Annotated in this window: 24 protein-coding genes and 1 pseudogene; 5 read left to right on the top strand and 20 right to left on the bottom strand. The window is 66.5% G+C overall.

The features are described from left to right. Positions 1-6 precede the first annotated feature (6 nt). The 3 genes from WC815_15450 to WC815_15460 all read left to right on the top strand — a co-directional run bounded on the left by WC815_15450 (position 7) and on the right by WC815_15460 (position 3,861). Positions 7-681, top strand: coding sequence for a hypothetical protein (locus WC815_15450; GenBank protein ID MFA5910176.1), 675 nt, complete (start codon positions 7-9; stop codon positions 679-681). Positions 682-687: 6 nt separating this feature from the next. Next, on the top strand, positions 688-1,473 hold the full coding sequence (locus tag WC815_15455) for a cobalamin-binding protein (GenBank protein ID MFA5910177.1): 786 nt from the start codon (positions 688-690) through the stop codon (positions 1,471-1,473). 90 nt (positions 1,474-1,563) lie between these two features. Beyond that, positions 1,564-3,861 carry a Tex family protein gene (locus tag WC815_15460; protein ID MFA5910178.1) on the top strand — a complete coding sequence of 766 codons (2,298 nt, stop codon included), beginning with the start codon at positions 1,564-1,566 and terminating at the stop codon, positions 3,859-3,861. Positions 3,862-3,890: 29 nt separating this feature from the next. Here the strand turns inward: WC815_15460 and WC815_15465 are convergent, their stop codons facing one another. Then, positions 3,891-5,012 carry a hypothetical protein gene (locus WC815_15465; GenBank protein ID MFA5910179.1) on the bottom strand — a complete coding sequence of 374 codons (1,122 nt, stop codon included), beginning with the start codon at positions 5,010-5,012 and terminating at the stop codon, positions 3,891-3,893. A gap of 61 nt (positions 5,013-5,073) precedes the next feature. On the opposite strand from WC815_15465, the gene WC815_15470 reads away from it, so the two are divergent. Beyond that, a complete protein-coding gene (locus WC815_15470; GenBank protein MFA5910180.1) occupies positions 5,074-6,177 on the top strand; it encodes a peptidylprolyl isomerase in 1,104 nt (367 codons plus the stop codon). Positions 6,178-6,183: 6 nt separating this feature from the next. Here the strand turns inward: WC815_15470 and WC815_15475 are convergent, their stop codons facing one another. The 3 genes from WC815_15475 to WC815_15485 all read right to left on the bottom strand — a co-directional run bounded on the left by WC815_15475 (position 6,184) and on the right by WC815_15485 (position 8,596). Beyond that, on the bottom strand, positions 6,184-6,690 hold the full coding sequence (locus WC815_15475; protein MFA5910181.1) for a DUF4333 domain-containing protein: 507 nt from the start codon (positions 6,688-6,690) through the stop codon (positions 6,184-6,186). Positions 6,691-6,725: 35 nt separating this feature from the next. Beyond that, positions 6,726-7,142, bottom strand: a complete 417-nt coding sequence (locus WC815_15480) for a hypothetical protein (protein MFA5910182.1) — start codon at positions 7,140-7,142, stop codon at positions 6,726-6,728. A gap of 80 nt (positions 7,143-7,222) precedes the next feature. After that, on the bottom strand, positions 7,223-8,596 hold the full coding sequence (locus tag WC815_15485) for a tryptophanase (GenBank protein ID MFA5910183.1): 1,374 nt from the start codon (positions 8,594-8,596) through the stop codon (positions 7,223-7,225). Positions 8,597-8,705: 109 nt separating this feature from the next. Here WC815_15485 and WC815_15490 point away from each other — a divergent pair, with 109 nt between their 5' ends. Beyond that, on the top strand, positions 8,706-9,086 hold the full coding sequence (locus WC815_15490) for an OB-fold nucleic acid binding domain-containing protein (protein ID MFA5910184.1): 381 nt from the start codon (positions 8,706-8,708) through the stop codon (positions 9,084-9,086). A 44-nt stretch (positions 9,087-9,130) separates the two neighbouring features. Here the strand turns inward: WC815_15490 and WC815_15495 are convergent, their stop codons facing one another. The 16 genes and pseudogenes from WC815_15495 to WC815_15570 all read right to left on the bottom strand — a co-directional run bounded on the left by WC815_15495 (position 9,131) and on the right by WC815_15570 (position 22,262). Beyond that, positions 9,131-9,625: a hypothetical protein gene (locus WC815_15495; protein ID MFA5910185.1), complete on the bottom strand. Its 495-nt coding sequence runs from the start codon at positions 9,623-9,625 to the stop codon at positions 9,131-9,133. A 48-nt stretch (positions 9,626-9,673) separates the two neighbouring features. Next, the gene (locus WC815_15500) at positions 9,674-11,029 is read right to left on the bottom strand and encodes an aspartate aminotransferase family protein (GenBank protein MFA5910186.1); all 1,356 of its coding nucleotides are present in this window, start codon (positions 11,027-11,029) and stop codon (positions 9,674-9,676) included. Positions 11,030-11,141: 112 nt separating this feature from the next. Then, the gene (locus WC815_15505) at positions 11,142-11,531 is read right to left on the bottom strand and encodes a DUF59 domain-containing protein (GenBank protein MFA5910187.1); all 390 of its coding nucleotides are present in this window, start codon (positions 11,529-11,531) and stop codon (positions 11,142-11,144) included. A gap of 14 nt (positions 11,532-11,545) precedes the next feature. Further along, positions 11,546-11,995, bottom strand: coding sequence for an SUF system NifU family Fe-S cluster assembly protein (locus WC815_15510; protein ID MFA5910188.1), 450 nt, complete (start codon positions 11,993-11,995; stop codon positions 11,546-11,548). Further along, positions 11,995-13,272, bottom strand: coding sequence for a cysteine desulfurase (locus WC815_15515; protein ID MFA5910189.1), 1,278 nt, complete (start codon positions 13,270-13,272; stop codon positions 11,995-11,997). Before WC815_15515 ends, WC815_15510 begins: the two co-directional genes overlap by 1 nt. Then, positions 13,272-14,651, bottom strand: coding sequence for a Fe-S cluster assembly protein SufD (sufD, locus tag WC815_15520; protein MFA5910190.1), 1,380 nt, complete (start codon positions 14,649-14,651; stop codon positions 13,272-13,274). Before sufD ends, WC815_15515 begins: the two co-directional genes overlap by 1 nt. A gap of 2 nt (positions 14,652-14,653) precedes the next feature. Then, on the bottom strand, positions 14,654-15,415 hold the full coding sequence (sufC, locus tag WC815_15525) for a Fe-S cluster assembly ATPase SufC (GenBank protein ID MFA5910191.1): 762 nt from the start codon (positions 15,413-15,415) through the stop codon (positions 14,654-14,656). Between the two features lie 3 nt (positions 15,416-15,418). After that, complete coding sequence (gene sufB / locus WC815_15530; protein MFA5910192.1) at positions 15,419-16,864, bottom strand: Fe-S cluster assembly protein SufB; 1,446 nt, start codon at positions 16,862-16,864, stop codon at positions 15,419-15,421. Between the two features lie 7 nt (positions 16,865-16,871). Further along, positions 16,872-17,201, bottom strand: a complete 330-nt coding sequence (locus WC815_15535; GenBank protein MFA5910193.1) for an iron-sulfur cluster assembly accessory protein — start codon at positions 17,199-17,201, stop codon at positions 16,872-16,874. Beyond that, entirely contained in the window at positions 17,198-17,578 is a 381-nt protein-coding gene (locus WC815_15540; GenBank protein MFA5910194.1) for an iron-sulfur cluster assembly scaffold protein, read from the bottom strand. The genes WC815_15535 and WC815_15540 overlap by 4 nt, the downstream gene beginning before the upstream one ends. A 2-nt stretch (positions 17,579-17,580) precedes the next feature. Then, positions 17,581-18,726 carry an aminotransferase class V-fold PLP-dependent enzyme gene (locus tag WC815_15545; GenBank protein ID MFA5910195.1) on the bottom strand — a complete coding sequence of 382 codons (1,146 nt, stop codon included), beginning with the start codon at positions 18,724-18,726 and terminating at the stop codon, positions 17,581-17,583. Positions 18,727-18,759: 33 nt separating this feature from the next. Further along, entirely contained in the window at positions 18,760-19,227 is a 468-nt protein-coding gene (locus tag WC815_15550) for an SUF system Fe-S cluster assembly regulator (GenBank protein ID MFA5910196.1), read from the bottom strand. 119 nt (positions 19,228-19,346) lie between these two features. Next, positions 19,347-20,510, bottom strand: coding sequence for a molybdopterin-synthase adenylyltransferase MoeB (moeB, locus tag WC815_15555; GenBank protein ID MFA5910197.1), 1,164 nt, complete (start codon positions 20,508-20,510; stop codon positions 19,347-19,349). A 33-nt stretch (positions 20,511-20,543) separates the two neighbouring features. Then, a pseudogene (locus WC815_15560) lies at positions 20,544-20,801 on the bottom strand (MoaD/ThiS family protein). A gap of 79 nt (positions 20,802-20,880) precedes the next feature. Next, a complete protein-coding gene (locus WC815_15565) occupies positions 20,881-21,309 on the bottom strand; it encodes a M67 family metallopeptidase (protein MFA5910198.1) in 429 nt (142 codons plus the stop codon). Further along, positions 21,309-22,262 carry a cysteine synthase family protein gene (locus WC815_15570; protein ID MFA5910199.1) on the bottom strand — a complete coding sequence of 318 codons (954 nt, stop codon included), beginning with the start codon at positions 22,260-22,262 and terminating at the stop codon, positions 21,309-21,311. Before WC815_15570 ends, WC815_15565 begins: the two co-directional genes overlap by 1 nt. Between the last annotated feature and the right edge of the window lie 110 nt (positions 22,263-22,372).

The raw sequence follows: 22,372 nt of genomic DNA on the forward strand, positions 1-22,372 counted from the left end.
GAGAGCATGAAGATTCTTGTCAGTTGGTCAACCGGCAAAGACTCGGCGTGGATGCTTCACAGCCTTCAACAGCAGCTTCCCGGCGCCATCGGCGGCCTGCTGACAACCACCAACGAGGCCTTCGATCGGGTCGCCATGCACGGGGTGCGGCGCGAACTCCTGCAGGCGCAGGCGGACGCCACCGGTCTCCCCCTGCACGTCGTGCCGTTGCCGTGGCCGTGCACGAACGAGCAATACGAGTTGATCATGAGGACGGCGGTCCGGGGCTTCGTGGAGGCCGGCTTCACGCACGTGGCCTTCGGCGATCTGTTCCTTGAAGACGTGCGGCGCTATCGCGAGGAACGGCTCGCCGGCTCCGGGCTGGTGCCGATGTTCCCGATTTGGAAAACGAAGCCGACCGCTGACCTCGCCAACGACATGATCGCCGCCGGCCTCCGCGCCACGCTGACTTGCGTGAATCCGAAACAACTCGACCGCGCGTTCGCGGGCCGTACCTTCGATCAAGCGCTCCTCGACGGGTTGCCGGCGGGCGTGGACCCATGCGGCGAGAACGGCGAGTTCCACTCGTTCGCGCACACCGGCCCGATGTTCAACCATCCCATTCCAGTCCGCCTCGGCGAGGTCGTGGACCGTGATGGCTTCGTGTTTGCCGACCTGGTCTCGCCGAAATCCAAAGGATGAAGGCGGATGTCCTACCCGAATAGAATCGTCTGCCTCACGGAGGAAACCACCGAGACGCTCTACCTGCTCGGCGAGGGTGACCGTGTGGTCGGCGTCTCCGGCTACACGGTACGCCCGCCAGAGGCACGGCAGAAGCCAAAGGTGTCGTCGTTCCTGCACGCACGCTACGAGAAGATCGAAGCGCTGAATCCGGACCTGATTCTCGCTTTCTCCGATCTGCAGGCCGGCATCACCACCGACCTGGTGAAGCGCGGCTATCCCGTCTTCACCTTCAACCAGCGCAGCGTCGCGGAGATCCTCCAGATGATCCGCGTGCTCGGCGGCATTGTCGGCGTGCCGGACAAGGCCGAAGCGCTGGCGAACCGGCTAACCCAGGGCCTCGACGAGATCCGCGAGCGCGCCGCCGCCCTGCCGTGGCGGCCCAGGGTGTTCTTCGAGGAATGGTACGACCCGCTGATCAGCGGCATTCGCTGGGTCGAGGAGCTCGTGCGAGTTGCCGGCGGTGATCCGATCTTTCCCGAACTGGACAAGGCCAGCCTCGCGAAGGACCGCATCGTGTTGGGCGAGGCGGTCATCGCACGCGCTCCCGATGTGATCATCGGCTCCTGGTGCGGCAAGCCGGTGCGGCCCGCGAAGATCGCGGCCCGCCCCGGTTGGAGCGAGATTCCCGCCGTCAAGCACAGCCGCATTCACGAGGTGAAGTCCACCTACATCCTGCAGCCGGGCCCGGCGGCGCTCACCGAGGGCGTGCGGCAACTCCACGAGATTATTCGGATTGCCGCCATCTCGTGACGCGATCGTGAATACAATGGGTGCAGGGAGCCGTTGCGGTTCCGATTACTCCGCCTGCTGATTGCCGCTCACGTCACCGCGTTGTCCCACATGAAATCGATCACACAACTGATTGCCGAAGAACTGCACGTCCGCGTGCCCCAGGTGGAGGCGGCGGTCGCGCTCCTCGATGACAAGGCCACGGTGCCGTTCATCGCGCGTTACCGCAAGGAGGCGACCGGCGGGCTGGACGACACCCAGTTGCGCGCGCTCGAAGAGCGGCTCGGCTACCTGCGCGAGCTGGAAGAGCGCCGCGCCGCGATCCTGAAGAGCATTGACGAGCAGGGCAAGCTCACGCCTGAACTGGCCGCGTCCATCCGCGACGCCGTCACCAAGGCCCGCCTCGAAGACCTCTACCTGCCCTACAAGGTGAAACGCCGGACCAAGGCGCAGATCGCGCGCGAGGCCGGGCTCGAGCCGCTGGCGCTGGCGCTCTGGCACGACCCGGCGCTCAGCCCTGAAGCCGCCGCCGCGGCATACGTTGACGGCGACAAGGGTGTCGCCGACGCCGCCGCGGCGCTCGAGGGCGCGCGCTGGATCCTGATGGAGACCTTCGCCGAGGATGCCGAGCTGGTCGGCGGCCTCCGCACGCTGCTGTGGGAGCGCGGCGAATGGAAATCCACGGTGGCGCCAGGCAAGGAGGCCGAGGGCGTCAAGTACTCGGATTACTTCAGCGCCACCGAGCAGATCAAGACCGTGCCGTCGCATCGCGTCCTCGCGCTGCTGCGCGGACGCAAGGAAGGGTTCCTGCGCCTCTCGGTCGGCCTGCCGGACGAGGGCGGCGACGGCCCCACCGAGCCCGAGCGCCGCATCGCCGGCCGCGCGAACATCGAGCACAGGGGCCGCGCCGCCGACAACTGGCTGGCCGACACCGTTCGCTGGACATGGAAGGTCAAGTTGCTCTCGCATCTCGAGGTAGACGCCGAAACGCGCCTCCGCGAGCAAGCCGAGGTCGAGGCCATCAAGGTGTTCGGCCGCAACCTGCACGACCTGCTGCTCGCCGCGCCTGCCGGTCAGCGTGTGACGATGGGCCTGGATCCAGGGATTCGCACCGGCGTGAAGATCGCCGTGGTGGATGGCACCGGCAAGGTGCTCGACACCGCGACGATCTATCCGCACGAGCCGCGCAAGGACTGGGCCGGCTCGCTGCGGACGCTGGGTCAACTCGCCGCGAAGCACGGCGTGCAGCTCATCTCGATCGGCAACGGCACCGCCTCGCGCGAAACCGACAAGCTCGCCGCCGACCTGATGAAGGCACACCCCGAGCTGCCGCTGACCAAGGTGATGGTGTCGGAGGCCGGCGCCTCGGTCTACTCGGCGTCGGAGCTGGCGGCGAAGGAGTTCCCGGACCTCGACGTCTCACTCCGCGGCGCCGTCTCGATTGCGCGCCGGCTGCAGGACCCGCTGGCCGAACTGGTGCGGATCGATCCGAAGGCCATTGGCGTGGGCCAGTATCAGCACGACGTCAGCCCGTTCCAGCTCGGCAAGACGCTCAATGCGGTGGTCGAGGACTGCGTCAACGCGGTGGGCGCCGACCTCAACACTGCCTCGGTGCCATTGCTCGCGCGCATCTCCGGTCTCACCGACTCACTGGCCGGCAACATCGTCGCCTTCCGTGATGCGAATGGTCCGTTCCGAAACCGGAAGCAGTTGTTGAAGGTGCCGCGCGTCGGCGAGCGCACGTTCCAGCAGGCGGCGGGCTTCCTGCGCGTCATGAACGGCGACAACCCGCTCGACGCGTCGGCAGTGCATCCCGAGGCCTATCCGGTGGTCGAGCGCATCGCGGCGCGAACCGGCCTGGCGGTCGGGGAACTAATCGGCAAGTCGCCGGTGATCCGCACGCTGAAGCCGGAAGACTTCGCCGACGCGCAATTCGGCGTGCCCACCGTCAAGGACATCCTCGCCGAACTGGACAAGCCGAACCGCGATCCCCGTCCCGAGTTCAAGACCGCCGCGTTCAAGGACGGGGTCCAGGACCTGCGCGACCTCGTGCCGGGCATGGTGCTGGAAGGCGTGGTGACCAACGTCGCCAACTTCGGGGCGTTCGTGGACATCGGCGTGCACCAGGATGGCCTCGTCCACGTGTCGCAACTCGCGGATCGGTTCGTGAAGGATCCGCGCGAGGTCGTCAAGGCTGGCGACATCGTCAAGGTGCGCGTCGTCGAGGTGGATGCGGAGCGCAAGCGCATTGCGCTGACCATGAAAAGCGGCGTGGTGACGCCTGGTGCGAAGCCCGCGGGCAGGCTAGGCGGGCCGGCGCAGGGCCCTCGGCCCGCGGCCCCACCACGCCCGGCCGCTACGCCCAACACCGCGTTTGGCGCGGCCTTCGCGAAGCTCTCGCAAAAGTAGCATCCGGCTTCAGCCGGATAGACGTCAAATCACCGCGCCATCCACGGCGCGCGGATCAGCTGCGCCGGATTCGCACCTGGCTTGGGCACGAACTTCTGGGTGCGGCCGTACTGGTTGTCGCCGCCATAGAGGTTGCCGGCCGAGTCCACCGAGAACGCGTGCACCTCGAGATAGCCGTCCGGCAGGTCGGCGGGCACGAGCCACGTGTAGAGGTGGTTGCCCTGGAAGTCGAGCTTCACGAAGCGGAGCGGCTTGAGGTCGGTGATCCACAGGCTGTCGTCGTTGACGATGATGTCGAGGGGCAGCGAGAAGCCCGGGAACGCGGTGACGAACTCCACCTTCGCCGGATCGGCGGTCGTCTTGAACACGTTGACGCGCCCGCCGGATCGGTCGAGCGCGAAGATGCGGCCTCCGGGTCCAACGGCGACCGCATGCACGCCGTTGAACTGGCCCGGCCCCTTGCCATTGCCGCCGAACTCCGCCAGGTAGTTCAGGTTGCGGTCCAGGATCATCACGCGGTGGTTGTCGAGGCCGTCGGCGATCAGGATCCGCCCATCCGGCAGAAAGGCCACATCCTGCGGCTTGGCGAAATGCGTCGCGTCGCTGCCGGGCGCGTTCTTCTCGCCCAGGGTCTTCAGCAGCTTGCTGCCGTCGTTCGAGAAGATGTGGATGGTGTGGAACGTCTCGTTGATCACCCATACGCGGCGTGCCGGATCGTACGGACTGATCCGAACACGATGCGGGCCGGGACCGGCCGAGCCCTCGCACAGGTGATCCCACTGGGTCCACCGCTCCTTGACCTTGCCGGCGCTGTCGAGCGTATAGAGGCAGTTGCGCCACTCGCGGCGTTCGACGAGGCTCAGCACGTTCATCTTGAGGGAGCCGGCAAAGCCGGCGAACTCGGCCGGGATCGGATCCGGCAACCGGAACTCCCCGCGCTGCGCGACGAAGATGCGATCCGGCGATTCGGCAAAGACGCCGGAATTGCCGCCGAAGGCGTAGCCCGGCCCCGCGAACGGCTTCTGCCACCCCCGCACGATGTCGTACGGACTCGGGCCGACCGGCCCTTCCGGCGGAGCGGATTGGGCCTGCATGGGCGGCGCGAGTGCGAGTGCGGCCAGCAAGGCCACCGAGGCTGCGAGAGGTGTCATCGACATGGCTGCCAAGAGTAGACGTTGGAGGCAGGTCACGGCAATGACTACAATGGACGCAATGAATCGCATCTCACCGTCGCTGGTCCGCCGTCCCCACACCACCCTGCTGGTCACGCTCATGCTGGCCGGCCTTGTCGGCGCGTGCCGGTCCACACCAGGCGCCGCGCCGCCGGTGACCGCGGACACCTGGGCGGTGGTCGATGGCCGGACGATCACGCGGGAGGAAGTCGAAAAGGCCTACCGCCGCGCCGCACAGGCCCAGGTGCCGTCGGACGACGAAGTGCTCACCGCCAAGCTGAGCCTCCTCAACGATCTCATCCTCCAGGACATCCTGGTGGCCAAGGCGCGCGAGCTGAAGATCGAGCTGCCCGACACCGAACTGGACGCCGCCTACGCCGATGCCCGCAAGAACATCCCGGAAGAGGGCTTCCAGCAGGAACTGGCCAAGCGGAACCTCACGCCGGCCGACATGCGCGAGGGACTGCGCCGCGACCTGCTCACGCAGAAGTTGATCGAGCGCGAGGTCAACGCCAAGGTCACCGTCGGCGACCAGGACGTCACCGCCTTCTTCAACGCCAACAAGGCGCAGTTCAACCGCCCCGAGGACGCGTACCACATCGCGCAGATCGCGATCACGCCGATCCGCGACGCCGAGATCGCCAACCGGACCGGTGACGACGCCAAGACCCCGCAGGAGGCGAACGCCAAGGCGCAGATGATCATGGAGCGCCTGAAGTCGGGCACCACCTTCGGCGATCTCGCCGCGGATTTCTCCGAGGACCCGCAGACGGCGCCGCGCGGCGGCGACCTCGGCTTCGTGCCGGCGTCGGCGCTCCAGCAGGCCCCGCCGCCACTGCGGGACGCGGTGCTCAAGCTGGCACCAGGCTCGGCGAGCGTGGTGAGCATGGGCGGCGGCCACACCATCGTGCTGCTCGTCGCGCGCGATACCGCCGGCCAGAAGGACCCGAGCATGCCCGCGGTGCGTGACGGCATCGTCAACACGCTGAAGGGCCGCAAGGAACAACTCCTGCGCGCCGCCTACATCGGCGCCATCCGCAACGACGCCGTGGTGGTCAACCACCTCGCGAAGCGCGTGCTCGAGGCGAAGGGCGTGATGCCGAGCCTGTCGCCGGCCGCGCCCGGCACCGCTCCGAAGAGCTGAGACCGGCTACTTCGCCGGTCCCGACTCCCAGGAGATGTTCCCCTTGTCGTCCTTCATCGTGACGATGATGGGCGCCTGGCTGTCGCCTGACTTGGCGGTGCACTCGAAGGTCTTCGTCGGCACCGCGACGCGGTACTTGCCGCCGCCGCAGCTGACCTGAGCGTCAACCGCGAGTTGCGCCTTCAGGCCGGTCTTGATCTCGGTTTCGAGCGCCGCCAGGTCGATCAAGTTCGCGCTGCTGGCCAGCGTCCAGGTGATGTTGCCGGCGTCGTCTTTCTGCGTCACCGTGACCGCGAGATCGCCGCCGGTCTCGGCGGTGGCCGTGCACTGAAAGCTGTCGCCGGCCTTGATGTCCCGGGTCTCCGGACACGTCACCGCCGAAATCGCGATACCGGTCTGCTCCGCCAGCCCCGTGCGGATCGCCGTCTTGGCGGCGTCCATATTCAGTGTTCTGGTGCACGCGGCGAGCGCGCACACCAGAACCATCTGCCCTGCGAACATTAGCGTTTTCATGATGCCTGCTCCTTGAAACGCGGGCGGCTGGACCCTCACTCCTTCGAGCCGAGGTGATACTCGAGGAGCTTCCAGGCGTCGTTTTCCTTGACGAGGGTGAACGAAGCCGGCACCTTGGTGCCGGCCTGGATGGTCACGGTGCCGACGAACTTGGCGCCGGCCGTGTCGATGCTGCGCTCGGTGAACGTCGTGTCCGCGACCGCGAAGAGCGACGGGCTCGACTTCACCGTGGCGGTGAACGCGTCGAGCGACTGGCGTTCTTTGAGCGGAACGGAGAAGGCGGCGTGAGCGGCAACGTAGTTGCCGGCTGCCGCGTCCGTCAGGAACTGCCGCACGACCTGCTCGGGCTCGGACGTGAGCGTTCGGACGACAAGAAAGACGATGATGACAAAGACGGCAAGGAGGCCGAACGCAGAGGCGCAGCCGATGCCGATCTTCTTTCCCCAGCCCACAGGAACCCCCCTTGGTGCCAGGCGCGAGAATCGCGTCTGGATTCAGTATACGCCCGCGCGCGTCCTGGAATTGCCGGCCCTCATCCGAGCGGCTCGAACCTGGCCGTGAAGTGCCTCAGCGCCTTGGGCGCCGAGACGATTCGATAGCCACGAAGGCGATCCTTCGTGCGCGCCACCTCCAGCATGCATTCGGCCACGTAGTCGATGTGTGACTGCGTGTACACGCGCCTGGGAATCGCCAGCCTCACCAGGTCCATCGCCGCGGGCGTCTCCGACCCGTCCGGGTGCAGGCCGAACATGACCGTTCCAATTTCGACGCTCCGCACCCCGGCTTCGAGATAGAGGGCGTTGACGAGGGCGATGCCCGGGTAGGCAAGCGGCGCAATCGCCGGCAGCAGCGCGCGGGCGTCGATGTAGATTGCGTGCCCACCGGCGGGCCGGATGATCGGCACGTTGGCCGCCACCAGCTTGTCGGCGAGGTACTCGGTGGAGCGGATGCGGTAGTGCAGATACGGCTCCTCGACGACCTCCTCGAGGCCGGTGGCGATCGCCTCGAGGTCGTAGCCCGCGAGCCCGCCGTAGGTGGGGAATCCCTCGGTGAGGATCAGCAGGTTCCTGGCGTTTTCGGCCCAGCGGTCGTCGTTCATGGCCAGGAAGCCGCCGATGTTCGCGAGGCCGTCCTTCTTGGCCGACATCGTGCAGCCGTCGGCGAGCGAGAACATCTCCTGCGCGATGGCCTTTGGCGTTCGTTCGGCCTGGCCCGCCTCGCGCGTCTTGATGAACCACGCGTTCTCCGCGAACCGGCACGCGTCGAGGAAGAACGGCTTCCGGTAACGGTCGCACAGCACCCGGACGCCGCGCAGGTTCTCGAGCGAGACCGGCTGGCCGCCGCCGGAGTTGTTGGTCACCGTCACCATCACGAGCGGGACGCGGTCGCCGTCCTCGTCGAGCAGCCGCTCCAGCGCGCCCAGGTCGATGTTGCCCTTGAACGGGTGGATCAGCGCGGGGACGCGGCCCTCCGGGATCACCAGGTCTCGCGCCTCCGCCTCCTCGACCTCGATGTTGGCCCTGGTCGTGTCGAAGTGGTTGTTGTTCGGGACGATCTGGCCGGGCTTCAGGACGGTATGGAACAGGATGCGCTCGGCGGCGCGTCCCTGGTGGGTCGGGATGATGTGCGCCAGGCCGGTGAGGTCGCGCACGACCTGCTCGAACCGATAGAACGAGCGGCTGCCGGCGTATGACTCGTCGCCCTGCATCAGCGCGCCCCACTGGGCGGAGGACATGGCGCCGGTCCCCGAGTCGGTGAGCAGGTCGATCAGCACGTCTTCGGCGCGCAGCCCAAACACGTTGTAGCCGGCCCCTGCCAACGCCACCTCGCGCTCGGCCCTGGTCGTGAACTTGATTGCTTCGACCGACTTGATGCGGAACGGCTCGATGATGGTCTTGGGGTTCATGGGGTGTCCGTCGGCTGACGCAGATTCATCATCGTACAGCGCCGGTCACGCCATCGCGATGTGCAATGCGGCACACCTCATCCCCGGCGAGAGGCCTAGGATGGTGACCATGGCTACCAAACCTCACGAACTACGGATCCGTCCGCTCGGCACGCTGGCGGTGCTGGTGGTGCTGGGCGCAGCCGCCTGCGCCTCGGTCACGATCAACAAGGTGCTCGCCGACCCGGGGCGCTATCGCAACCAGGACGTAACCGTGTCGGGCGAAGTCACCGACAGCTTCTCGGTCTTGTCTCGTGGCGCCTATCGGCTCAAGGACGGCTCCGGGCAGCTCTGGGTCGTCTCCGAGCACGGCGTTCCGCGCAACGGCGCGCGGGTCGTGGTCAAAGGGAAGATTCGCGAAGGCTACAACCTGAGTGGGTTGGGCGACCGGCTGCCGGCGGGACTAGGCTCCGGCCTCGTGCTCGTGGAGTCGTCTCACAAGGCCAGGTGAGCACGTCCCTGGCAGCCCGTCGGCGCCTTCATTCGTGGTCGCTACTACTGGGTGCAGCGCGGCGCCGAAACGCTGATGCCTTGCATCAGCATGGCGCGATAGGCCTCGATCTCTTCCTCGCACTTGGACTTCTTGCTCTTCTGCCACAACTGCGTGGCGGCCCAGCCGGCGAGCGCCGAAATCGGCAACCCGGGCGTGCGATAGATCTGCGGGGTCACGAAATCGATGAATTGCCGGTGGGTCGGTGCGGAGCCGGGCACCGGGCCGTTGAACAGGTCGATGCCCTTGAGCACCTCGATCCTGGGCGCGGTGCCGTAGACCTGGACTTGGAACTCGAGCCGCAGGGCGGCGCCCGGCTGCTTTTGCTTCTCGCGCGATTCGGTGACGCGCAGGCCCTTCTGGATTCTGGCGAGAGAGACGCCAAGCTTGGTGGCGTCGATCTGGGAATCGGCTTGGGCCGCCGGAGCGGGCGCTGAGTCCTGCGCCCACGCGGGCGACGACAGGCTCACAACAAGCGCCAACAGCGCAACACCCCGCATACCTCCATTATGACGCTGGAAATGGACTTAGGGCCGGTGGCTTGGGTCTCAACTCCTTGCGGCCGCGAGCGCGGCAGGAACCGCGTCGGCGATGATCTCGACCACCCGGTCCAGCTGCGCCTCGCTGATCACCAGCGGCGGCGCGATGCAGATGCAGTCCAGGGCCACGCGCGTGAGCAGCCCGCGCTCCAGCATCGCGTCGGTGAGCCGCGACGCCATCTGCGCCTCCGGCGGATAGAGCGCCTTGGTGGCCTGGTCGGCGACGATCTCGACCGCACCGATCAGGCCAAGCGACCGCACGTGGCCGACCCCGTCGAGACCGGTAAGACGCTGCAGCCGTTCGGCCAGCTGCACACCCAACCGCGCCGCCCGTTCGACCAGTTGTTCGTCGTGCATGATTTCGAGGTTCTTGAGCGCGACAGCACAGCAGGTGGGATGTCCCGAGTAGGTATACGCGTGCATCCAGCGCTTGGCCGGCGCGACGCCGTTGATCACTTCGCGAATGGCGTCGGACACGCCAATGCCGCCGAGCGGCACGTAGCCGCTGGTGATGCCCTTGGCAAACTGCATGATGTCCGGCTCGATGCCGTAATGCTCGAGCCCGAACCACTTGCCCGTTCGCCCGAAGCCCGTGATCACCTCGTCGGCAATCAGCAGCACGTCATGACGATTGCAGATCTCCCGGATGCGGGGGAAATAATCCGGCGGCGGCACGATCACGCCGCCGGCGCCCTGCACCGGCTCGGCGATGAAGGCGGCGACCGTGTCGGGGCCCTCGCGGAGAATCGCGGCTTCGAGCTGGTTGGCCGCGGCCACACCGAGGCTGGTCGCCGGGTCGGGATTGACGAAGCGGTACGGATCGGGCGCGTCGATGTGGAAGAAGCCGGGCACCCGCGGCTCGAACATCGGCCAGAACGCGGGCAGGCCGGTCGCGCTCATCGCCGCCAGCGTGAGGCCGTGGTAGGCGCGATGACGCGAGATGACCTTCGTCTTGTCCGCCTTGCCACGCGCTTTCCAGTAGAACCGCGCCGTCTTAAAAGAACTTTCCGTCGCCTCAGCGCCGCCGCTGGTGAAGAAGAACGTGTTGATCGACGGGTAGGCGATCTCACTGAGGCGCTCGGCCAGGGCGATGGCCGGGTAGTTGGTCGAGCCCGCGTACGACGAGCAGTAGGCCAGCGTCGCCATCTGATCGTGCGCGGCAGCAGCCAGTGCCTCGCGGCCGTGGCCGATGGTCACGTTCCAGAGCCCCGCGAGGCCGTCCAGATACTCGCGGCCGGTGGAGTCCTTGATCACCGCGCCGCGCCCTTCGACCCAGATTCTGGCCTGCGGATAGGCTGACGGATGGTGAAGTGGATGCAGAAGATGGGCGCGGTCAGCGTCGAGTCCGGGTCGCGAATGGGCCATGAAGGAGGAGAGTAACACTCCTGCGGGCGCGACTCAGGCCGGACTGGCCAGAAACTCCAGCAGCAACCGGCTGACCACCTCGGGCTGTTCTATCGGATCGAGCGCTGACCGGTCAGAGCATCCCCAACTGAAGCTTCGCCGCATCCGACATGCGGTCCTTCGTCCAGGGCGGGTCCCAGACAATCTCGACCTTGGCGTCGGTCACGCCTTCGACCTTGAGGGTCCTGTCGCGGACCTCGACGGGCAGCGACTGCGCGGCGGGGCAGGCGGGAGCGGTCAGGGTCATCTTGACGCCGACCAACCCGGCCGCGTCGACGATCACGTCGTAGATCAGCCCCATCTCGAAGATGTTGATGGGAATTTCCGGATCGTAGACGGTCTTGAGCGCCTCGATCACTTTCGGGGCGAGCTCGTCCGTCTTCGCCGGGTCGGCGGTGATGGCCGCCGTCGATTGGCTGATCTCATTGGCGGCGCTGTCTTCAGGCAGTCCGCCGGTGGTCATTACAGGTAGTTGTGTCATTCGGTTGAGACCGGCGCGTCGGTTTCGTGGGCGACCGCCGCTTTCATGGTGTGCCAGGCCAGGCTCGCGCACTTGATGCGCGCGGGGAACTCGCGCACGCCCGCGAGCACCGACAGCTTGCCCAGGTCCGCCGTCGGACCGGCATGGTCCGACGTGATCATGGCGTGAAACTGGTCGAACAGCTCGCGCGCCTGCTCGACGGTCTTGCCCTTCAGCGCATCGGTCATCAGCGACGCCGAGGCCTTGGAGATGGCGCAGCCAGACCCCTGGAACGCCACGTCCTTGATCACGCTGCCGTCCATCGCCACGTACAGCGTCAGCCGATCCCCGCACAGCGGGTTGTAGCCTTCCTGGGTCGTCGTCGCGCCCTCGATCACGCGGAAGTTGTGCGGGCGGCGGTTGTGGTCGAGGATGACCTCTTGATACAGCTCGTTGACTTCTGACATCAGGCAAACACTTCCCGCACCTTGTCGATGCCGCGCACGAGGGCGTCGATGTCCGCGCGCGTGTTGTAAATGCCCAGCGAGGCGCGAATGGTGGCCGGAATGCAGTAGCGGTCCATCACCGGCTGCGCGCAGTGCTGGCCGGTGCGCACCGCCACACCCTGCTGATCCAGGATGGTGCCGGCGTCGTGCGGATGCACGCCGTCGAGCGTGAACGACAGCACGCCGGTCTTGTCACGGGCCTCGCCGATGATCCGCACGCCCGGAATCTGCCGCACCTGGCCGGTGGCGTAAGCCAGCAACGCGTCTTCGTGCGCGAGGGCGGCGTCCCGATCGATCGCCGCCAGGTAATCCACCGCGGCGCCAAGCCCGACCACGCCCGCCATGTTGGGCGTGCCGGCCTCGAACTTGTACGGCACCTGGTTGTAGATCGTCTTTTCGAAGGTGACCGACGCGATCATGTCGCCGCCACCCTGATAAGGCGGCATCGCCTCCAGCAACTGGGCGCGGCCGTAGAGGACGCCGGTGCCCGTGGGCCCGTACATCTTGTGGCTCGAGAGCACGTAGAAGTCGCAGTCGAGCGCCTGCACGTCAATCACCAGGTGCGGCGCGGCCTGGGCGCCATCCACCAGCACGACCGCGCCGGCCGCGTGCGCCTGGGCGATCATCGCCCTGATCGGATTGATCGTGCCCAACGCGTTCGAGACGTGGCCGACCGCGACAATCTTGGTGCGGTCCGACAGCAGCTCCGCGAACTGGACCTGGTCGATCTCACCCGCCTCGTTGATCGGCACCACCGTGATGACTGCGCCGGTCTGCTCGGCCACCATCTGCCACGGCACGATGTTCGAGTGGTGCTCGAGCCACGTCAGCAGGATCTCGTCGCCCGGCTTCAGCGTCGACCGGCCGTAGCTCTGCGCCACCAGGTTGATGCCGTCGGTGGTGCCCTTGGTCAGCACAATGGTGTGCGGGTCGGTCGCGTTGAGGAATTTCGCCGCCTTGGCGCGGCCGCCCTCGTACAACGCCGTGGCGCGTTCGCTCAGCAGGTGCGTGGCGCGATGGATGTTGGCGTTGGCGTGGCGATAGTAGTCGTCCATCGCCTTCAGCACCGCTTCGGGCTTCTGGCTGGTGTTGGCGCTATCGAGATACACCAGCGGCTTGCCGTGCACCCGCTCGGTGAGGATCGGGAAGTCGGCCCGAATCTTCGCGACGTCGAACGCCGCCTGCCCGCCGAAGCCTTGGCGAAGGTGGGCCGCCACGCTGCTGATGCCGGTCGCCATCACCGTCCCTCCTGCCCTGAGCCTGGTCGAAGGGCGATGTCCCGTGCCAGCGCACTGAAGAAGTTGGCCTCAATCTGTTCCCGCAGCGCCGGAATCTTGAGGCCGGCGATTACCTCGCCGGCAAACGCGTGCAGCAGCATGTCGCGGGCGTCGGCGCGGGTCAGGCCGCGCGCCTGCAGATAAAACAGCGCCTCTTCATCCAACTGCCCCACCGCCGCGCCATGCGTACACTTCACATCGTCCGCGAAGATCTCGAGCTGCGGGTTCGAGTTGATGGTCGCGTCATCCGACAGCAGCAGGGCGCGGTTGGTCTGCTTGGCGTCGGTCTTCTGCGCGTCGAGCCGGACGATGATGCGGCCGTTGAACACTGCCTTGGCCTTGCCGGCCAGGATGCCCTTGTAGATCTCGTGGCTCGTGCAGTGCGGCATGGCGTGATCGAGCGAGGTGTGCGTGTCCATGAGGCGGTCGCCGTCGGCGAGGTAGACGCCGTTCATGGTGCAGTCGGCGCCTTCGCCCTTCAGGCCAATCCCGATGTCGTGGCGCATGATCCGGCCGCCGGTTGAAAACGCGTGCGACGAAAACACGCCCTTCGCCTCGACGTGGGCCTGGATGTTGGCCAGGTGAAAGGCCTGGTCCGATTCGCGCTGGTCGGTGTAGAGGTCAACCACCGCGCCTTCGCCCACCACGACCTCGGCCACGGCGTTGTTGAAGTAGACGTCGCCGGGGGCGCCGATGAAGGTCTGCGCCACGCGCACCTGGCTGTTGGCGCCGGCGATGATCAGCACGCGCGGATGCGCGACCACCGGCTGGCCGCCCCCCTTCGCCGAGGCTTCGGGGGGCAGGTCGCTACCGGTGACGATCACGATGTGAACCGGCGTTTCGACGACGGCGCCCGCGGTCACCATGATCGCCACGCCGTCGTCCAGGAACGCGGTGTTGAGCGCCGCGAACGGATGGGCGTCGAGGCTGAAGACCCTGGCGAGGTGCTTCTCCAGGCCGTCGGTGGCGTCCCGCGCGCCGTCCCGCAGGCTGGCAATGCGAAGGCCCTTGGGCAGCGTGCGCAAGTCCGACAGGCTGGCGGCGAACTGGCCGTTGACGATCACGAGCCGGACCGCGCCGGGCACGTTGACGCCGGCCACCAGCGCGGGCGCCTGGGCGAACGCGCCGGATGCCAGCGCGAACTCACACTCGGCAATCGGCGCGATGTTGGTGAACCGCCAGTCTTCCTGGCGGGTGGTCGGGAAGCCGACCTCCGCGAATCGGCTGGACGCCGCTGCCCGGCGCTCCTTCACCCACGCCGGCGCGGCGTGGCCGCGGTCCTGCGTGAACTGGCCATATTCGGCCAGATAGGTTTCCTGTCGTTCCGCCACGGGGCTCATCGTTACTTCCTCGCCCCGGTCGCCGCGGGCTCGGTCCAGGCATAGCCCTTCGCTTCGAGCTCCAGGGCCAGGTCGCGGCCACCCGATCGGACGATCCGGCCGTCGGCCAGCACGTGGACGTAGTCCGGCACGATGTACTCGAGCAGGCGCTGGTAGTGCGTCACGACGATGAACGCGCGTTCCGGGCTGCGCATGGCATTGACGCCATCGGCCACCACTCGCAGCGCATCGATGTCGAGGCCGGAATCGGTTTCGTCGAGCACGGCCAGGGTCGGCTCGAGCACCGCCATGTGGAAGATCTCGTTGCGCTTCTTCTCACCGCCCGAGAAGCCCTCGTTCACCGAGCGCATCAGCATCGACTCGTCGACATGCAGGATCTTGAGCTTCTCCTTGACCAGCGCCATGAAGTCCATGGCGTCGAGTTCGTCGAGGCCCTGGTGCCTGCGCTTGGCATTCAGCGCCGCCTTGAGGAAGTAGGCGTTGTTGACGCCGGGGATTTCCACCGGGTATTGGAACGCCATGAACACGCCCTCGCGGGCGCGCTCGTCCGGATCCATGTCGAGCAGGTCCTTGCCCTGGTAGGTGACGGAGCCGCCGGTGACCTCGTAGCCGGGATGCCCGGCGAGGGCCCGGGCGAACGTGCTCTTGCCGGAGCCGTTGGGCCCCATGATGGCGTGCACTTCGCCGGCCTTCACCGTGAGGTTGATGCCGCGGAGGATTGCCTTGTCTTCGACCCTAACCTGAAGATTCTTGACGTCAAGCATGATTTAACCGACCGACCCTTCGAGAGAAATTCCGAGCAGCTTCTGCGCCTCGACCGCGAACTCCATGGGGAGCTCCCTGAACACCTCCTTGCAGAAGCCCGACACGATCATGTTGATCGCGTCTTCCTTCGAGATGCCACGCGACTCGCAATAGAAGATCTGGTCCTCGCCGATCTTCGAGGTCGAGGCTTCGTGCTCCACCTTGGCGGTGGTGTTCTTGATTTCCAGGTACGGAAACGTGTGCGCGCCGCAGCGGTCGCCAATCAGCAGCGAGTCGCACTGCGAGTAGTTGCGGGCGTTGGCCGCGTTCCGGCCGATCTTGACGGCGCCGCGGTAGGTGTTCTGGCCCCGGCCGGCGGAGATCCCCTTCGACACGATCGTGCTGCGGGTGTTCTTGCCCAGGTGAATCATCTTGGTGCCGGTGTCGGCCTGCTGGTGGTTGTTGGTGACCGCCACCGAGTAGAACTCGCCAACCGAGTCGTTGCCCTGCAGGATGCAGCTCGGGTACTTCCAGGTCACGGCGGAGCCGGTTTCCACCTGAGTCCACGTGATCTTCGAGCGGTCGCCCTTGCAGATGCCGCGCTTGGTGACGAAGTTGTAGATGCCGCCCTTGCCGTTCTTGTCGCCGGGGTACCAGTTCTGGACGGTGGAGTACTTGATGGTCGCGTCGGTGTGGGCGACCAGCTCGACCACCGCCGCGTGCAGCTGGTGCTCGTCGCGCATCGGCGCCGTGCAGCCCTCGAGGTAGCTCACCGTCGCGCCTTCGTCGGCGATGATCAGGGTGCGCTCGAACTGCCCGGTGTTCTTGGCGTTGATGCGGAAGTAGGTGGACAGCTCCATCGGGCAGCGCACGCCCTTCGGGATGTAGACGAAGCTGCCGTCGCTGAACACCGCCGAGTTGAGCGCGGCGAAGTAGTTGTCAGTGTGCGGCACCACGGAGCCGACGTACTGCTTCACCAGCCCGGGGTGATTCTTCACGGCTTCCGAGAACGAGCAGAAGATGATGCCGAGCTCGGCCAGCTTGCTGCGGAAGGTCGTCGCCACCGACACCGAGTCGAACACGGCGTCGACCGCCACGTTCGAGAGCAGCTTCTGCTCTTCGATCGGGATGCCCAGCTTGTCGAAGGTGGCGCGGATCTCCGGGTCAACCTCGTCCAGGCTGTTCAGCTTCTTCTTCTCCGAGGGCGCGGCATAGTAGCTCACGCCCTGGTAGTCGATCGGCTCGTAGGTGACGTTCTGCCAGTGCGGCTCTTCCATCTTGAGCCACGCGCGGAACGCCTTGAGGCGCCAGTCGAGCATCCACTCGGGCTCGCCCTTCTTCGACGAGATCAAGCGGACGACGTCCTCGTTCAGGCCGACCGGGACGATGTCCTGCTCGACGTCGGTGACGAACCCGTACTTGTATTCGGTGTTCGCCAGTTCTTCGATTTGCTTGGTTGCTGTGCTCATGACATTCCTAGGCCGAAAACGACGTGCCGCAGCCGCACGTGCTCGTCGCATGCGGGTTCTTCAACGTAAAGCTGGTCGCCAGCATGTTGTGCTCGTCGAAATCGAGCACCGTGCCGTCGAGCAATTTCAGGCTGCGAGGGTCAACGAAGACCTTCGCGCCGCCGGCGCCTTCGAACACCGCGTCGGTCTCACGGGCCGCGGCGTCCCACTCGAACTGGTAGCTGAAGCCCGAGCACCCGCCGGCCTTGATCGCAATGCGGAGGCCGCCCTCGGGCTGCTGGTTCTTGACCAGCTGGCGCGTGATGACGCGCGCCGCGCTTTCAGTGATCTCGATCATGTCGTTCCGCCTTCCGCCGTCGCGCTGGCCAACGCCTGGCGCGCGGCTTCGATCGCCCGGCGCGCGACGTGCTCGCGTTCGTGCGCCAGCTGCAGGGTCTCCGTGACCCGCTCGGCCGTGAGCGCCTGCGCCTCGTCCAGCGATGCGCCTTCCAGCCACTCGGCCACCAGGCTCGCGCTCGCTATCGCGGCGCTGCAGCCGAACACCCTGAACCGCGCTTCAACCACCCGGGTGCCGCTCACCCGCACGTCGATGCGAGTGACCGCGCCCTCCTCGAGCGTTCCCGACACGCCCGAGCCGACATCGAGGCCGGCGGGCAGCGTCCCCACCCGTTGCGGCTCGCGGACGCGCTTGAGAACCTCGTCCGAGTGGCCCATGCCTACACCGGCGACATCGCGCGAAGCCGGGTCACGACGTCCGCCACCTTGGCGGCCGCGTAATCGATTTCGGCCGCGGTCGTGGTTCGCCCGATCCCGAACCGGAGCGAGGCCAGCGCGCGATCCGTTGACAAGCCGAGCGCGACCAGCACGTGCGACGGTTCGGCGGCGGTGCACGCCGCGCCCGACGACACGGCGATGTCGTCGAGGCTCACCAGCAGCGCCTCCCCGTCAATTCCGTCGAAGCTGACGTTCAGGTTGCCGGGCAGCCGCGCGTTCAGCGCGCCGTTCACCGTCATCCCGTCGGTCTTCGCATGGAGGGCCGCGAGCAGACGCTCGCGAAGCGCCGTGGTGCGGCCCGCCTCTTCGGTCATCTCCGCGCGGGCGATCTCCGCCGCCCGCCCGAACCCGACAATGCCCGGCACGTTCAAGGTGCCCGACCGCAGGCCGCGCTCGTGGCCGCCGCCGTCGATCTCGGCGGCGAGCCGCATTTCAGGCCTGTTCCGCCTCACATACAACGCGCCAACGCCTTTCGGGCCGTACAGCTTGTGCGCCGTCATCGACACCAGGTCCACGTCCAGGGCCTCGACGTCGAACGGCACCTTGCCCACCGCCTGCACCGCGTCGGTGTGGAACCACGCGCCCTTCGCGTGGGCCAGCGCCGCCGCGTCCCTGATCGGCTGCAACACGCCAATCTCGTTGTTCGCCGCCATCACGCTCACGAGCGCCGTGCGCCCGGTGATCGCCGCGTCCAGCGCGGCGAGGTCGACGAGGCCGACGCCGTTCACCGGCAGCACCGTGACGCTCCAGCCGTCGTGCTGAAGCCGCGCCATCGGATCGAGCACCGCCTTGTGCTCGGTGGCCACCGTCACGAGATGGTCGCGCTCGCCACGCCTGGCCTTCGCCGCGCCCTTGATCGCGAGGTTGTTCGCCTCGGTCGCGCCGCTCGTGAAGACCACGTCCTTGCCGCCGGCGCCAATCAACGCGGCGACCTGCTTCCGGGCCCGCTCGACCGCGTCGTTCGCGGCCCACCCGAACGCGTGTTGCCGGCTCGCCGCGTTCCCGAATCGTTCGGAGAAGAACGGCAGCATCGCCTCGACCACACGCGCATCCACGGGGGTCGTCGCGTGATGGTCGAGGTAGATCATTTCAAGCCCCAAGCCCCAAGTCCCAAGCCGTTGTCATTCACCAATCGGCGGCACGAACACCATGCGCGACACGGTTGACGGCACCGGCACCGGCGCATCCATCTCCACCGCCATCTCGGCCACGCTCACCGTGGTGAGCGCGTCGAGGATGCGGTTCTTGATCTTCCACAGCGGGTCGCGAATGCTGCACTTGCCGTACTGATCGCAGTTGTGATCGTCGGTCGAGCAGGCGGTCACGGTCACCGGGCCATCAACCGCCTGAATCACGTCGGCCACCGAGATGGTGGCCGCGTGGCGAGCCAGCCGATAGCCGCCGCGCGTGCCCTGCTCCGACGCCAGCAACCGCGCACGCACCAACCGCTGCAGCACCTTGGCGAGCAGCTCCAATGGGATGTCGTAGGCCTCCGAAATCTCGCGCGCGCTGGACGAGGCGTCCGGCCGCATGGCCAGGTGCTTCATCGAGATCAAGGCGTAGTCCGACTTCTTCGAGAGTCTCAGCATATTTGCGCGCTACACATATACGACCGCTGCAGTCCTATATTAGTCCCTGATGTCCGACACCGCAAGTCGGCAATGGTCCCCGAGACTCGCCGGAGCCTTGGCGTAGGCGGTTGGCCGGACTAATACTTCGGCTGGCTCGGATCGACCTGGTCTATCCACCCGAGGATGCCGCCCGTCAGGTTCCGGACGCTCGTAAACCCTTTAGAACGAAGGAATTCCTGGGCTTTCGCACTGCGCACCCCCGACTTGCACTGCGACACGATGTTGGCGTTCGGATCCAGCTCAACGTACCGCTTCGGCAGGTCGCCAAGCGGAATCAGGACCGAACCCTGGATCCGGTTGATCTGATATTCCTGCGGCTCCCGGACGTCCACGATCACCAGCTTCTCGCCCCGATCGAGCTCCGCCTTGAGTTCGCGCGACGTGAGCGCGTCGGCGCTCGTCGCCGGCGTCTTCGCGGCCTCCGCCGCGAGCTGGTGCGGGGCGACGCCGCAGAACTGCTCGTAGTCGATCAACCTGGTCACCGTCGGGTGGGTCCCGCACACCGGGCAGTCGGCGTCCTTGCGCAGCTTCAACTCCCGGAAGCGCATCCGCAGCGCGTCGTAGATCATGAAACGGCCAATCAGCGGTTCGCCGATGCCGAGGATCAACTTGATGGTCTCGGTGGCCTGGATCACCCCGATGATCCCGGGCAGCACGCCGAACACGCCGCCTTCCGCGCAGCTCGGGACCAGGCCCGGCGGCGGCGGCTCAGGATACAGGCACCGGTAGCACGGGCCGTCTTTGGTCGCGAACACCGAGGCCTGGCCTTCGAAGCGGAAGATGCTGCCGTAGGCGTTGGGCTTGCCGCTGAGCACGCAGGCGTCGTTCACCAGGTAGCGCGTCGGAAAGTTGTCGGTGCCGTCGAGAATGACGTCGTAGGGCTCGAAGAACTTCATCGCGTTCTCCGAGCTGAGCGCCGCGTCGTAGGTCTCGATGTGCACGTTCGGGTTGAGCGCGTTCAGGCGATCCTTCGCCGAGTCCAGCTTCGGCCGGCCGACATCGGGCGTGCCGTGCAGCAACTGGCGCTGCAGGTTGCTGAAGTCCACCACGTCGAAGTCGACAATGCCGATGGTCCCGACGCCGGCCGCGGCGAGATACATCGCCGCCGGCGAACCCAGGCCGCCGGCGCCAATGCACAGGACCTTCCCCGCCTTCAGCTTGCGCTGCCCTTCGACGCCCACCTCCGGCATGATCAGGTGCCGGCTGTAACGCTTGATCTCGTCGCCCGACAATTCCGGCAGCACCTCGGTGACCGCGGGGCTGCCGCCCGCCACCGACGGGATGATGCTCACCGTGTCGCCCGCCTTCACCGGCGTCTGGTCCTTCTGCAAGTAGCGGATGTCATCGTCATTGACGTAGACGTTGACGAAACTGCGAAGCTTGCCGTCGGCGGCGTAGAGGTGCTGCTTCAGACCCGCGTACTTGGTGGTCAGGTTCTGCAGCAGCTCGCCGACGGTGGCCCCGTCCACCTCCACGGTGTCGAGCTTGTCGGTAAACGGGCGGAGCGGGGTCGGGATGAAGATCTTGATCATGATTTGGTGATCTGGTGATTTGGTGAGTTGGTGATTTGGGCTTCGGGATTTAGGGATCTAGGGATCTAGGGACTAGGGACTAGGGATTTGGTGACTCGGTGATCGCCACGGGCTCTTCAGCGAAGGCCGAGCGGTCTTCTTTCAAGCGCCACGACGTCAACAACTGGTCTTCGCCCGCCATGACCGAGACGATCACGTAAGAGAACGACGGCCACGCGTGGTCCAGGTCGTACTGCGAGGGCCGGGCGGGGTGGTCGGGATGCGAGTGGTAGAAGCCGAGCAGGTCGAGCCCGGTTTCGCGGGCGCGCTTCTCGGCGCCCCGATAGTCGTCCGGCCTCACCAGGAAGCGCCGCCTCGGGCCCTCTTCGGTCGTGTTGGGCAGGGCGTGCGCCGCGTGCACGACGCCGTCGCGGCCCAGCAGGGCGCCGCAGCATTCGTGCGGGAACGTTTCCCGCCCGTGCGCGCGAATGGCGGCGTCCGTGGCCGGCCGCAACACCAGCCCGGCCATCAGTTGGTGCCGCCAATCGAGGCGCCTTCCGGGGGATTCTCCCAGAAGCGCTCCGACAAGTAGCGTTCGCCACCGTCGCAGAACACCACGACGACCACCGCGCCGGGGCGCGCGACCTCCAGTGCGCCGACCAGGTTGGCGCCGCTCGAAATGCCGACGAGCAAACCCTCTTCCTGCGCCAGGCGCCGCGTCATCTCGTAGGCCTCTTCCGTGCCGACCCGCACGTCTTCATCCGCCAGCGCCGGATCGTAGATGCCGGGGACCATGGCCGATTCCATGTGCTTGAGTCCTTCGAGCCCGTGCAGCGGCGAGTCGGGCTGCACCGATGCGAGCACGATGTCCCGCTTGAACTCGCGGAGGCGGCGGCCGGTGCCGACGAACGTGCCGCTCGTGCCCAGGCCGGCGACGAAGTGGGTCAGGCGCGAGCCGGCCTGCCTGATAATTTCCGGACCTGTGGTGTCGTAGTGCGCGCGCCAGTTGAAATCGTTGTTGTACTGATCGGCGTAGAAGAACCGATCCGGCGCCTGGCCGTTCACCTCTTGCGCCATGCGGATGGCGCCGTCAGAGCCTTCGAGCGGATTGGTGAAGATCAGCTCCGCGCCGTAGGCGCGCAGGATGCGCTTGCGCTCGGGCGTGACGTTCTCCGGCATGCACAACCTCACCTTGAAGCCCATGGCCGCGCCGATCATCGCGTAGGCAATGCCGGTGTTGCCGGAGGTGGCGTCGAGAATGATCTTCTCGGGCACGAGGCGGCCCGAGGCGATGCCCTCCTGCACCATGCGCAAGGCCGGGCGATCCTTCACCGATCCACCGGGGTTCTTCCACTCGGCCTTGGCGTACAGCTCGACGCCAGGCAGGTCGCGCTCGATGCGGCGCAGGCGAATGAGCGGCGTGTCGCCGATCAAGTCGATGATCGACGGGGTCACGTTCGTCGTGGTCGTAGGCGTTTCCATGTCCGACTCTATCGGTCTTCGATTTTAAGTCAGAACCTCTCCCACCGAACCTGGTCCGTTCGCAGCGGTTCAGACAAATTCAGGATGGTTCGGATGAGTTTTGGTTCTGG

The organism is Vicinamibacterales bacterium (assembly GCA_041659285.1).
Classification (GTDB): domain Bacteria; phylum Acidobacteriota; class Vicinamibacteria; order Vicinamibacterales; family UBA2999; genus 12-FULL-67-14b.